The sequence below is a fragment of the Sphingobium sp. LMC3-1-1.1 genome (genome assembly GCF_040676285.1).
Taxonomy (GTDB): Bacteria; Pseudomonadota; Alphaproteobacteria; order Sphingomonadales; family Sphingomonadaceae; genus Sphingobium.
In genome coordinates this window covers 410152-423279 of record NZ_JBEGHQ010000001.1, presented here as the reverse complement: position 1 = coordinate 423279, position 13128 = coordinate 410152, and the positions used below count along the sequence as shown (strand labels likewise).

11 protein-coding genes and 2 tRNA genes are annotated in these 13128 nt (G+C 63.2%); 6 read left to right on the top strand and 7 right to left on the bottom strand.

Going from position 1 to position 13128, the window contains the following annotated elements; all coding sequences use genetic code 11:
* Positions 1-58 precede the first annotated feature (58 nt).
* From moaA to MRBLMC3_RS02120, 4 genes are all read left to right on the top strand, one after another.
* On the top strand, positions 59-1069 hold the full coding sequence (gene moaA / locus MRBLMC3_RS02135; RefSeq protein ID WP_133651891.1) for a GTP 3',8-cyclase MoaA: 1011 nt from the start codon (positions 59-61) through the stop codon (positions 1067-1069).
* Positions 1066-1842, top strand: coding sequence for an NAD kinase (locus MRBLMC3_RS02130; protein ID WP_363735038.1), 777 nt, complete (start codon positions 1066-1068; stop codon positions 1840-1842). The genes moaA and MRBLMC3_RS02130 overlap by 4 nt, the downstream gene beginning before the upstream one ends.
* 78 nt (positions 1843-1920) lie before the next feature.
* Positions 1921-1995: transfer RNA gene (locus tag MRBLMC3_RS02125), tRNA-Asn, on the top strand.
* 174 nt (positions 1996-2169) lie between these two features.
* Positions 2170-2244 (top strand) — tRNA-Asn (locus tag MRBLMC3_RS02120).
* Positions 2245-2307: 63 nt separating this feature from the next.
* On the opposite strand, the gene MRBLMC3_RS02115 is transcribed toward MRBLMC3_RS02120, so the two are convergent.
* The 7 genes from MRBLMC3_RS02115 to MRBLMC3_RS02085 all read right to left on the bottom strand — a co-directional run bounded on the left by MRBLMC3_RS02115 (position 2308) and on the right by MRBLMC3_RS02085 (position 9377).
* Positions 2308-3282, bottom strand: a complete 975-nt coding sequence (locus MRBLMC3_RS02115; protein ID WP_363825499.1) for a fumarylacetoacetate hydrolase family protein — start codon at positions 3280-3282, stop codon at positions 2308-2310.
* Entirely contained in the window at positions 3279-4307 is a 1029-nt protein-coding gene (locus tag MRBLMC3_RS02110; protein WP_363825496.1) for an aromatic ring-hydroxylating dioxygenase subunit alpha, read from the bottom strand. Before MRBLMC3_RS02110 ends, MRBLMC3_RS02115 begins: the two co-directional genes overlap by 4 nt.
* A 5-nt stretch (positions 4308-4312) precedes the next feature.
* Entirely contained in the window at positions 4313-5092 is a 780-nt protein-coding gene (locus MRBLMC3_RS02105; protein WP_363825493.1) for a cyclase family protein, read from the bottom strand.
* Positions 5089-6246: an alpha/beta hydrolase family protein gene (locus tag MRBLMC3_RS02100; protein WP_363825490.1), complete on the bottom strand. Its 1158-nt coding sequence runs from the start codon at positions 6244-6246 to the stop codon at positions 5089-5091. Before MRBLMC3_RS02100 ends, MRBLMC3_RS02105 begins: the two co-directional genes overlap by 4 nt.
* 4 nt (positions 6247-6250) lie before the next feature.
* Positions 6251-7153 carry a VOC family protein gene (locus MRBLMC3_RS02095; RefSeq protein WP_363825488.1) on the bottom strand — a complete coding sequence of 301 codons (903 nt, stop codon included), beginning with the start codon at positions 7151-7153 and terminating at the stop codon, positions 6251-6253.
* A gap of 28 nt (positions 7154-7181) precedes the next feature.
* Entirely contained in the window at positions 7182-8297 is a 1116-nt protein-coding gene (locus MRBLMC3_RS02090; protein WP_363825486.1) for an FAD-dependent oxidoreductase, read from the bottom strand.
* A gap of 171 nt (positions 8298-8468) precedes the next feature.
* A complete protein-coding gene (locus MRBLMC3_RS02085; RefSeq protein WP_363825483.1) occupies positions 8469-9377 on the bottom strand; it encodes a LysR family transcriptional regulator in 909 nt (302 codons plus the stop codon).
* A gap of 123 nt (positions 9378-9500) precedes the next feature.
* Here MRBLMC3_RS02085 and MRBLMC3_RS02080 point away from each other — a divergent pair, with 123 nt between their 5' ends.
* Positions 9501-11795, top strand: coding sequence for a TonB-dependent receptor (locus MRBLMC3_RS02080; RefSeq protein WP_363825480.1), 2295 nt, complete (start codon positions 9501-9503; stop codon positions 11793-11795).
* A 137-nt stretch (positions 11796-11932) separates the two neighbouring features.
* Complete coding sequence (locus MRBLMC3_RS02075; RefSeq protein WP_363825477.1) at positions 11933-13063, top strand: amidohydrolase family protein; 1131 nt, start codon at positions 11933-11935, stop codon at positions 13061-13063.
* Positions 13064-13128 lie beyond the last annotated feature (65 nt).

The window sequence follows — 13128 nt, the reverse complement described above, 5'->3', positions numbered from 1 at the left end:
TACGCTCCCGCAACCAGTGACGCTTGCACGGGGCAGGTCCATCGCCTAACTTGCATATATGAAGACGACTGATCTTACGCGTGCGGCTCTGACCGATGCACTTGGCCGCCGGATCAGCTATTTGCGGATTTCGGTGACGGATCGCTGCGACCTGCGCTGCCGCTACTGCATGTCGGAACGGATGACCTTCCTTCCCAAGGACCAGGTGCTGACGCTGGAGGAGATCGGGCTGCTGGCCGACCTCTTCATCTCGCGGGGCGTTCGCAGGATTCGGCTGACCGGCGGCGAACCGCTGGTGCGCCGGGACATTGTCGACCTTGTCCGCCGCATCGGCCGCCATGTGGGCGAGGGTCTGGACGAACTGACGCTCACCACCAACGGCACGCGGCTCGCGCAGCATGCCGAGGCGCTGGCCCAAGCGGGCGTCAGGCGGATCAACGTCAGCCTGGACAGCCGCGACCCTTCGCGCTTCGCCCATGTCACTCGCAATGGCGACATCCGGCTCGTGTTCGAAGGACTGGAAGCCGCGCGGGCGGCCGGGCTGGCGATCAAGATCAACATGGTCGCGCTCAAGGGCCTCAATGAGGATGAAATCCTCCCGATGCTGCATTGGTGCGACGAACAGGGCTTCGACCTGACGCTGATCGAAACGATGCCGCTTGGCGAAACCGGGGAAGACCGCACCGATCATTATCTGCCCCTGACGGAGGTGGCCGACTCGATCCGCCAGCATCATGCCCTGACGCCGATACCGCATCGCACCGGCGGTCCGGCCCGCTACCATGCTGTGGAGGGGCTGAAGGCAAGGCTGGGGCTGATCACGCCGCTCACTCATAATTTCTGCGCCGATTGCAATCGCATGCGCATGACCTGCGAGGGCAAGATTTTCATGTGCCTGGGCCATGAAGATCATGTCGACCTGAAATCGGCCTTCCGGCAGGGCGGACTGCCGGCGGTCGAGCCGCTGATAGACCGCGCCCTTCGCCTGAAGCCGGCGGCGCATGATTTCCGCATCGGCGCTGGTGCTGCGCCGGCGGTGCGAAGACATATGAGCGTGACCGGCGGATGACCGAAGAGGTCCGGCGCGCCCTGGTCGCCTCCTCCAGTCCAGCAGCCAAGGCGGCGGAGGAAAGGTTGCGCGCCGCTTATGATTTCGTCCCGGTCGAGCAGGCGGACATGATCATCGCGCTCGGCGGCGACGGCTACATGCTCCAGACGCTGCACTCCATGCTGGAGGGGCGGCACATCCTGCCGGTCTTCGGCATGAATCTCGGCACGGTCGGCTTCCTGATGAACGAATGGCGGCTCGAACGGCTGGAACAGCGGATCGAGGCGGCGAAGCCGTTCAAGGTCAATCCCCTCCGCATGATCGTCGACACGGTGGATGGAGAGCGCTTTTCCATACCCGCGATCAACGAAGTGTCCCTGCTGCGCGAAACGCGCCAGACCGCCAAGCTGGAGGTCAAGGTCAACGATCGCACCGTCCTGCCCGAACTGGTGTGCGACGGCGTGCTGGTTGCTACGCCGGCCGGATCGACGGCCTATAATCTTTCCGCCCATGGGCCCATCCTGCCGCTGGGATCGGCGCTGGTGGCGCTGACGCCGATCAGCCCCTTTCGCCCCCGGCGCTGGCGCGGCGCGATCCTGCCTGAAAATACCGCGATCCAGTTCACCGTGCTCGATCCGGTGAAGCGGCCGGTCAGCGCCGTCGCCGATCAGCGCGAGGTTCGCGACGTGGCGCAGGTGGAGGTGAAGATTGATCGCGCGACGCCGCTGACCCTGCTGTTCGACCCGGAACATACGCTGGACGACCGGATCGCGGCCGAACAGTTCATCGCGTAAAAATTCCGTCATTTGCCGCTTGCCATTGCGGGAAAGCCGCTGCTATAGGCGCGGCCTGCCCGGCGAAGGCCGGGTTGCTCCCCGATAGCTCAGCGGTAGAGCATTCGACTGTTAATCGAATGGCCGTAGGTTCGAATCCTACTCGGGGAGCCACTTTTCAACCGGCGATCGAGCCGGAAAATCCACCATGATCCGACAGGCTGGCCGCCCCTCTTCACGGTACATCAAGCCACCGGTCCATTTTTTCGGGCGGACGGCTTTTGCCACCCTTGCCATTTCACGAAAGCCACTGCATATGCGCGGCCTGCCCGACGAAAGTCGGGTTGCTCCCCGATAGCTCAGCGGTAGAGCATTCGACTGTTAATCGAATGGCCGTAGGTTCGAATCCTACTCGGGGAGCCACTTTCCTTCCGGTGCCGAAGCCGTAGTCCGGCGGATCGTCATCCCGCCCCCGACAGCCTCCGTTCAGCCGCGCTGATCCGCCGCCAGGGCGCGCACCACCTTCTGGTCGACCGCCCCGAAATGGTCGCCGACCGCCTGCATCTGCACGCGATCGCCGAACCGCAGGAAAGACGTCGCAGGGGCGCCAGAAGCGATCATTTCAATGGCGCGGCGTTCGGAAATGCAGGCCGAACCAACCCTGTCATAACTGGCATTGGAAACAGTGCCCGAACCAATGATGGTCCCCGCGACGAGATCTCGGGTCCGCGCGGCATGGGCAACAAGTTCATGGAAACCAAAGGCCATCTCGCCCCCGTCGGGATTGCCGAACCACTGGCCGTTGACATGGACCTCCAGCGGCAGGTGCACCCTCCCGTTCTTCCACGCGTCGCCCAGTTCATCCGGCGTGACGGCAAAGGGAGCGGCGGAACAGGCCGGCTTGGCCTGTACCCAGCCAAAGCCGGTCTTCATCTCGACAGGCGCGATGGCCCGCAGCGACCAGTCATTGGTGAGGATGACGAGCCTTATATGCTTCATCGCCTCCTGCGCGGTGATGCCCATCGGCACCGCATCGGTGATGACGCCGAACTCGCCCTCGAAATCGATGCCATCCGCCTCGCTGGGCAAGGGCACATCGGCGTGGCCCGGCAGGAAACGGTCGGACAGGCCCTGATACATCAGTGGCCGGTCAGTCTCGATCGGCGGCAGGTCGAAGGCGCGCTGCATAAGCTCGCCATGCTGCGGAAATGCCGATCCATCGAGCCATTGCCAGGAACGCGGCAGGGGAGCCAGCAGCGCTGCGGGATCCAGCACCTCTCCCTCCCCCGCTTCCAGCCGGGCCGCCAGCCCCCGCATCGCCCGTTCGGTCTCCCCCCAATGCTCCATCGCCGCAAGGAGGCTCGCAAAGCGCCCACCAACCGGCAGCAGGCGATCGCCACCGGCCGATATCACCACAAGTTCGCCATCCGCCTGACCGTTGGCCCGCGTTGCAACCCTCATGCGGACTGTTCCCCCTTGATCATCATTTGCAGCTTCCGGCGCGCCCGCGTCCCGCCGGAGTCTATGCCCAGCGAAAGCGGCTTTGCCGTCCAGAAATCCTCACCCTCCAGATTCTCGTAGGCGGCCTTGATGATCGGCTTGTCCTCCTCGTCAAATGCCTGGGCGAAAAGCGCCTTGAGAAACGCGTCCGTCTCTGGCGAGTCCAGATCATGCATGCGCGCGGAGGCCCAGAAATAATGCGCCGTCGTCGCGCTCGCAGGCGTCAGCACGTGCGCCTGATACGCAACCACCCCCGTCTCGCGCAGTCCGCCCGACGGACAGGAACCGATCTCCAGCAGCATTGTCGCGGGCGCGTTCCACCGCATCTCCAGCCAGTGGTCGGTAATCATGTCGGGGGGATAGATGCCCATCGTGTGGCTCGGGGCGGGCACGCCGGGCATCCACCAGTTGGATCGCAGCGTGTCGCCTTCGTCGATCACCTCGTGACGGCCGGCAAATATGACGCCACCCCCGGCAAAGGACCCCTTGTGCACGAACTCGATATGCGAAAGGTCCATCAGATTGTCGGTGCCGAACTCATAGGGCGCCTCCAGCAGCGTATAGCCGCGCACGACGCGCACGGTGTCGCTGTCCTCGACCAGGCCAAGGTCCGGTATCATCGCGGGATCGGCGGATTGCGGCTCGCCACCCCATAGCCAGATCGCGCCATGACGTTCGTCGCACAGCCACGCGTCGATGCGGGCGGCGGCCGGAATATTCTCCGAAAAGGGGTTGCGGACGCAGCCGCCCGATCCATTGAAGGTCAGGCCGTGATAGGAGCAAACCAGCGCGTCGCCGTGCACCTCTCCCAGGCTCAATGGCGCGAAACGATGGGGACACCGGTCCGCCACCGCGCTGACGGCGCCCGCGTCCGTCCGGAACAGGGCAATCCGGCGGTCACGGATGCGGCGGCTGATCACCTGGCCGGGACCAAGTTCCTCGCTCCACCCGGCCATGTACCAGACGTTGCGCAGATACTCGGCCATGGCCTTCACTCCTCGAAAATGGCGACGGCGCGGGTCCAGCCGGCCGAGGCGCCCTTGATCTTGTGCGGGAAGCAGCTGACGGTGAAGCCATCGGGTGGCAACACCTCCAGATTGTGCAGCTTTTCAAGGTGGCAATAGCCGATGTCGCGGCCCGCCTTATGCCCTTCCCAGATCAGCGAGGTATCGCCGGTTTCCTTCACCTTTTCCGCCGTGTGGACGAAGGGCGCGTCCCACGACCATGCGTCGGTCCCTGTCACCCGCACGCCCCGGCTGGTCAGGTAGATGGTGGCCTCATAGCCCATGCCGCAGCCCCGGCTGACATAGTCCGGATCGCCCAGCGCCTTGCCCGCAGCCGTGTTGATCATCACGATTTCCAGCGGCTTCAGCTCATGTCCGATGCGCTTGAGCTCCGCCTCCACATCCGCCGCCGTGACCACATAACCGTCGGGAAAATGACGAAAGTCCAGCTTGACCCCTGGCTGGAAACACCATTCCAGCGGCACCTCGTCGATGGTCAGGGCCGGTTTGCCGCCATCCTGCGTCGGATGGAAATGCCAGGGCGCATCAAGATGGGTGCCGTTATGAGTGGTCAGCCTGACTGATTCCACCGCCGCAAAACCCTCGCCCCCCGGCGTTTGCTCCGCCGTCACGCCCGGAAAGAAAAAACCAAGCTCCTGCATGGTTTCGCCATGCTTCTGATAGGTGATCTCCGGCCGCAGGAACGGCGGATCGCTCACCACCTCATTGCACAATGTGATCGACAGATCGACGAAGCGGCGCGTCATGCCGTATGTCCTCCCAGCGTTTCGGCAAACCAGTCGGCAATGCAATCACGGCCATAGCTCATATTGTCCGCGCCGACATGCTCCACCCCGCCCTCGCGCGCGGTGAAGATCACCTTCTCGCGCCGGGGGGAGTTCACGAGCTGCCCATAGAGATCGTCGGCATAGCTGGCGCTGATCTGCCGGTCCTGCGCGCCATGGGTGACGAGGAAGGGCACCTTGATGCGGTCCATATGGCCGTTGAGGTTCATGCCCTGCGACTTTTCCAGAAATTCGTCCATATCGCCCGCGCCAAAGGCCCACATGACATGCGCCCAGTAATGCGGCACCGGATTCTCGCCCTCGCGCTTCATCCGCTTGTCCTGCACCTCGCGCCAGTTGTGGTTGGCGCCCCAGACCGCGCCGGAGGCGAAGCGGGGTTCATAGGCGACCGCGCGGGGCGCGAAATGGCCGCCCAGCGAAATGCCGGTCATGCCGATGCGCCTGGGATCGACGTCGGGCTGCTGCTCCAGCCAGTCCACCGCCTTGCTCGCCCAGCTTTCGCTATGCGGCTCGATGGGCAGGTTCTGCAGGCGAAGCGCCTCACCGCTGCCCGGCTGATCGACGCAGAGCGTCGAAACCCCGCGCCGCGCCAGAGCCTCCGGCAACCGCGACCAATAGAGCAGTTCCTTGCAGCTATCGAGGCCGTTGCAATAGACGACCACCGGATGCGGCCCATCCCCCGGCGCGCGGGTGTAGAGCGCTGGCATGGTCCCCCTCTCCAGCGGAATGTCCACCCGTTCCCGGTTGATCCTGCCCAGGACCGTCGAGCGGTCGAAGGTCTCCCGCGCCTTGGCATAGGTGGCCTGGCGTCCCGGATGACCATGCCCTTGCATCCGCTCCGCATTCAGGAGGTAGAGCGCGGCGCGTTCCAGCTTGTTCGATGCCGAAAAGGCCCGTCCCTTCGCCTCATCCTCGGCGGCGAGGTCAATCAGCTTGTCGCCCATCGCCGCCCATTGCGCCATGAATTGCGGCGTCCCCGCATCCGCGCCGCTCGCGGCCGCGTCCCGGATCGGCTGGCACATGTCCACGATCTCGCCGATCTGGCCGCCGCTCTCCATTGCGATGGCGACCGACAGGTTCCAGATATAGTTGGGGAAATATTCGAACAGAGCCATGCGATCAGGCCTCCACCGCCACGAACAGCCCCGGATTGGGCGTAGGATGCGGCAGGGTCTGCGGCCCGCCAACGCCAATGCCCCATTGGTCCATGACCATCGGCGCGGGCGTGTAGACGGTCGGTTCCCGCGTCTCGAAATCCACCTCTTCCAGCTCCGACGTATATTCCGTGACAAAACCGTTCGGCGTCACGAAATAGCTGAACGTGTTGTTGCCGGCCGTGTGCCGCCCCGGACCCCAGCCGATGTCGACATTCTTCAGCTTCAACCGATGCACGCCGCGCATCATGTCGTCGATCGAAAGCATGTCATAGGCCACATGGTTGAGGCACGGCGGCCCCGGAAGAATGGCGATGCGGTGGTGCGCCGAATTGCAGCGCAGGAAACACATGAAATCGCCCAGCCAGTCGGATATTTTGAAGCCCAGCACGTCGGTGAAGAATTTGACCAGCGCCGGATGGTCCGGCGAATGCAGCACGATATGGCTGATCTTGACCGGCAACCCTTCCCAGCGCGTCAGTTCGCGCTTCGGCCCGGTTTCGACATCGCTCGAAATCTCGAACTGAAGGCCGTCGGGCGAGAAGAAGCGAAAACCATAGCCGCCGCCCGGCGTCGTCAGGTCGCGCGGTTCATGCACGATCTTCGCGCCCGCCGCCGCCACCTTGCCGCACAGGGCATCGACATCGGCACGACTCTCCGCGGCGAGGGCGATGACATCGACCCGGTTTTCGTCCGCCGGCCGCAACCGCACGACATGATGCTCGCCATGGCCGGGCGCCTTGAACCAGGCAAGACCATCGTCGGAGGGAACGGGATCAAGCCCGAAGACTTCGCCATAATAGCGGCGTTCGGCCTCGATATCGGTGACGCCATAACCAATATAGCGGATTTCAGTGACGCGGCTCATTGCCGGCTTCCTTGTTGCATGAGGGATTTCACAGCGGCTGAGATACGACGGCGAACATTTCAGCCGTCGCCTTGTGGTTGTCCACCAGCGGGCCCTTGCCCAACTGGCCGTAACAGATGGCCAGGCTGCTCTCGACGATATAACGGCAACGCTCATGGCGGCGATCGCGATAGGCCTTCAAGGCCGCCTCGACATTGTCGTGCTTCCCAAGCTCGTCGACGAGGACGATCGCATCCTCGATCGCCATGCCCGCCCCCTGCCCCAGATGCGGCGTCGTGGCATGGACCGCATCGCCCAGCAAGCCCACGCGTCCCCTGCTCCACGGACCATGAACCATCATGCCTTCAAGGGGGCGGTAAACGACGCCATCATCGTCGGTGATCTGTTCGGCCAGGGCGCGGATCGCCGGCGCGCAATTGGCGAGCTTGCCGCGCATCGCCGTCGCCAGCCCCTGGCGCGGATAGCGCGGATTGTCCGGCTCGGGCGTGGTGACATACATATACATAAGTTCCGGCCCGATCGGCACCAGTCCCACCCCGATAGGGCCGTTATAGGCCCGCAACGCATCCAGATCGGTATCGCGCGGCAGATTATATCGCCATACCGCCTGCCCGGTGAACACCGGGCGCTCCGCGCCGGGCAGGATGAGGTCGCGGACCTGCGAATAGACGCCGTCCGCGCCGATCACCAGGTCGAATGCGCCCGCCGAACCATCGGAAAAGGTCACATGGACTTGCGCACCATCATCCGAGAGGCTCTCCACTGTCACGCCGAGTCGGATTTGCGCACCCAGCCCCTTGGCGCTGTTCCCCAGCACGCTCTGCAGGGCGCGCCGGCCAATCCCGACATTCGCCGGCTTGCCCTCGACCAGCCGGGGCGACGGAATACGCGCCACCCGGGTTCCGTCCGGGGCAAAAACCTCGACGGCGTCGAAACCGCAGGCCGCATCAAGGAAATTCTCCAGCACGCCAAGCTGATCCATGGCCCGCAAGACATTGGATTGCTGGATGATGCCGACGCCATAGACCGACCATTCAGGATCGCGCTCGATCACCAGCACGTCATGGCCGGCGCGGCGTGCCGCAATCGCGGCGGACAGGCCGCCAATGCCCGCTCCGACGATCAGCATGTTCAATTTTTGCATTCCAGGCTCTCCGTGAAGGCGTCGCACGGACCGATGCCGCCACCGCCGCACCCTCCCCGCAGGCAGACCTTCTTCCAGGTCACTGCCGCACGCCGTCTTTTCTATTGCCCAAAAGCTAGCCGGAAACGGATCATCCTCAAAAATAATTCTTTTTATAGCCTTCTATCGATTTCATGGATTTTGAGGGGCGGCCTCCATCAGCGTCGCGATCAACCAGCGCAGACCCGCATCGTCAGCCCGTGCCCTGTGATATTGCACCATTTCCCGCATGCCCGGCATGTCGAACGGCAGCGGCGCCGATTTGATCGGATAATGGAGCGAAGCCCTCTCCGCCAATCGTCGATGCATGACAGCCAGACGAGCCGTTCCGACCAAAAATTCAGGAATGAGGGTGAAGGAGGAAACGCGGATCTCGATCCGCCGCTCTATTCCTCGCGACCGCATGAAGGATTCGGCAAAGGACGCGCGGTTGACGCGCCCGATCTCCACGGCGACATGGCCGGCGGCCTGAAACTGGTCCATGTCGATCGCGCCTGCGAACATCGGGTTTTCGTTCCAGCCGGCTACGACATGTTCTTCCTCGAACAACAGTTCGGCGGGATGATCCCCGCTGATATAGATTTCAGGCGCCAGCAGCATGTCGGTCTCGCCCCGGTCGAGCTCCGCCGTGGCCTCGTCACTCAGGGGGACAAGTTGTATCCGCAAATTGGGCGCCACCAATTCCATCTTCGGCAGCAGCGGCGCGATCAGCACGCTGGACAGAAAGTCCGACACGCAAAGCTTGAACGTCCTGTTGCTCGTGGCCGGATCGAAATAGGGGGACGTGCTGATGAGCGAATCGACGTCGCCCAGCAAAGCCGTGATCGCCGGCAGCAGTCGCATCGCATGGGGCGTCGGCAACATCCGCTTGCCATGCGGAACCAGCAGCGGATCACCGAAGAACACCCTGAGCCGCGACAGGGCGGCGCTGATGGCAGGCTGGCTGAGATTGAGCTGCTCGGCCGCGCGCGTGACGCTCTGCGCCTCCAGCAACGCGTTGAGGCAGACCAGAAGGTTCAGATCCAGACCCTTGTACCGCATTGTCGCTCCATTTTATTCATAACCAAATTTGTTACATAACAATAAAAACTAATCATTTCCATTATGACAACTCCCCTGCAAGGATGAAAATAACGATAGTCAAGAACATCTGGGGAGAGAGAAATGCTGTGCAGAACCTTGTTCCGCTCATCAGTCGCAATCACCGCGCTGGCGCTGGCAAGTCCGGTTGTCGCGCAGGAAGGAAGCGATGCCCGGCCTGATCCTGCCGCCTCCGGCAACGGCCTTTCCGATATCATCGTCACCGCGCAGCGCCGCGAGGAAAATCTCCAGCGCGCCGCCCTCGCGGTCAGCGCCGTGAACGGCGATGTGCTGGTCAACCAGAGCGTCACGCGGGCCGATGACCTGACCCGCCTCGTGCCCGCGCTGCAAGTGGCGCCGGCTTCCTCCTTTACCCAGATCTACCTTCGCGGCATCGGCACCTTCGGGGCGAACGCCTTTGCCGAACAGGGTGTCGCCTTCAACCTCGACGGCGTCTATCTGTCCCGTCCGGCGGCACCGGCCGCCCTCTTCTATGACCTGGAGCGGTTGGAGGTGCTGAAAGGGCCGCAGGGCACGCTCTATGGCCGCAACGCATCGGGCGGCGCCGTCAACGTCATCACCGCCAAGCCGAAGCTGGGGGAAACCTCCGGCTTCCTGACCGGCGAATATGGCAATTACGACACCTTCAAGACCTCCGGCGCCATCAACCTGCCGCTGGGCGACCAGGCCGCCCTGCGCATTTCGGGCCAGCGCGCCAGGCATGACGGCTATATGAGCGACGGTTATGACGACGAAGACAGCTGGGCGCTGCGCGGCCAGCTGCGCTTCGATACAGGCGGCGGGTTCAATGCCAATCTGATGGTCGATTATGGCCATGTCGGCGGCATGGGATCGGGCGGCACGATCATGCCTCTGCTGGCCGGCAAGAAGCGGCTGGGTCCAAGCGACCCGGCCGTGATCGCTGCCTATCTGGCGAGCCCACCCACACTCCCGGTGCCTCAGATCATCGCCCGCGACGATGGCTATCAGGACAATGAATATTATGGCGCGATCGCGACCCTCAACGCCGATCTGGGCTTTGCGGAACTGACGGTCATTCCCGCCTGGCGCAGGACAAATCTGGATTTCCTCGGCTACGCGTCCAGCTTCCTTATCGACGTGACCGAGAAATCGGACCAGATGTCGCTGGAAACCCGCCTCGCCAATCAGAGCGACAGGCTGAAATGGGTGCTCGGCTCCTATTATTTCGTGGAGGACGTGTCGGCGCGCCAGTTCTTCGACCAGGGCAGCAACGGCACGCGCATCAACTCGGAACTGGAAACAAACAGCTATGCGGTATTCGGCGAGGCGACCTATTCGCTGACCGACCGTTTCCGCCTGACCGGCGGCTTGCGCTATACCCATGACAACAAGAAGCAGGATACGGAAGCGCACACCTATCCCTTTGTCGGCTTCGTGCCGCCCGCCTTCCCCAACTTCACGCCAATCATCCTCGACCTGCGCACCGACGCCACGTCCGACGTGAATTTCAGCAAGGTGACATGGAAGGCCGGCGTGGAATATGACGTCGCCGACCGCTCGCTGCTTTACGCGACGGTCTCCACGGGCTTCAAATCAGGCGTGCTTTTCTCTGCGCTGGGGCGGAATTTTTCCCGCCCCGAACGGCTGACCGCCTACACCATCGGCAGCAAGAACCGGTTCCTGGACAACCGGCTGCAACTCAATGTCGAGGCCTTCTACTGGGATTACAAGGACCAGCAGATTTCGCATCTGGCGCCGGTCCAGGTCGCCATGACGCCGGGCGGCCCGATATATGGCCCTGTTTTCGCGACGGAGAATGCGGGCGCGGCGACCCTCTACGGCGCGGAACTGGAAATGCTGTGGAAGGTCATGCGCGACGGCGTCCTGTCGCTCAACGTCCAGTATCTCCACACCAAATATGACGACCTCAACTATCAGGCCTATTCGACCAGCGGCCCCGCACCGGTGATCGGTTGCGCGGTGACGCCATCGTCGCTGACAGGAGCCTCGCCCGCCGCGCGCATCTACAATGTCGATTGCTCCGGCCGTCCGCTGGTGAATGCGCCGAAATGGGTGGTGAACGCCGGCTATGAACATAGTTTCGACCTTGGTGGCACCGGCCGGATCAGGGCGGGCGTCGATACCCGCATCGAAAGCTCGCGCTATCTGTCGCTGGATTATCTGTCGCTGGGCCGGCAGGGCAGCTACATGATGTCCAACGCGCGCCTCACCTATGAAACGGCCTCGGGCAAGCTGGCGGTGACCGCGTTCGTGAACAATATCGAAAATAGGCTGGTATTCGCCAATTCGGTTCAAAGCCCCGCCAAGTCGGGCGTGATCTACAATCAGATCCGTCCACCGCGCACCTATGGCATCCGCGGTACGGTACGCTTCTGATCGCGTCGCGGGGCGGGTTGGCACCCCCGTCCCGCGCGCTTCTCTCGGCATGGGGCAACGGGTTCGCAACAGCAGACTGGCGGAACAACCGGCATAGACCGGGCCAGCAATATACAGGTCAGCAAATGGAGGACATCATGGCAGGGACCGGACCGACCTTTCCAGGCGTCAGCATGGATCGTCGCGCCCTGCTAGCGGCTGGCGGCGCGACCGTGGCGGGGGCATTGGCCACGCGCGCCGCCGCCGCCCCCCCCTCCCCCCTGCGCCTGATCGCCGTCGAAGAGGCATGGGCCTGCCCGGAGTGGATGGAGGCGATGGCGACGCTGCCGGCGCGCGGGCTGGAGGAGGATGAGGTCCGCGCCTTCCAGATGCTGGCGCATATCGGGGACATTCATGCGCGCCTCCTGGACATGCATATGCGTCAGACGGCAATGGACGAAAATGCCGTGGACATGCACGTGCTCAGCCTGACCGCGCCGGGCGTGCAATCGTTCGACAATGCGTCCGCGCTTCGGCTCGCGCGGCTGACGAATGACCGGCTGGCGCGGATCGTCGCGGACCAGCCCCGCCGCTATGCGGCGCTTGCCTCCGTTCCTCCCCAGGACGTGCCGGGCGCGATCATGGAAATCCGCCGCGCCCGGCGCGAACTGGGGCTGAACGGCATCATCATCAATTCGCACACGCGCGGCGAATATCTGGACGACCGCAAATATTGGCCATTGTTCGAAGCCGCGGCCGAAACCGGCGCGCCGGTCTACATCCACCCGCGCACGCCCAATCCGACCATGGCGCCGCTGTTTCGCGATTATAATCTGTGGGGCGCGATCTACGGATATGGCGCGGAAACCGGGCTTCATGTGATCCGCCTGATCTCCAGCGGCCTGTTCGACGCCTATCCCGACCTCAAGGTCGTGATAGGCCATATGGGCGAGGGATTGCCTTACTGGTTCTACCGCATCGACCATATGCACCATAATATGGTGACGCTGGCCAAACCACCGCTCCGGCCGGTGCTCAGGAAAATGCCCAGCGAATATTTCAGGTCCAATATCTCGATCACCACCAGCGGTGTGAACTGGCACCAGGCCCTGGCCTTCGCGGAGGAGATCGTCGGCGCGGACAACATCATGTTCGCAATCGACTACCCCTATGAACGAACGGAACCGGCGGTTGCGTTCATCCGCTCCGCCCCCCTTCCTCCCGACAAGCTGGAGCGGATCGCCCATCGAAATGCCGAGAGGATTTTCGGCATCAAACCGGCCTCCTGAAAAGATTTGCGGGCGGACACCATGGGTGCCGCCCGCAAATCATATCCCTTTGGTCGCCGACTTTT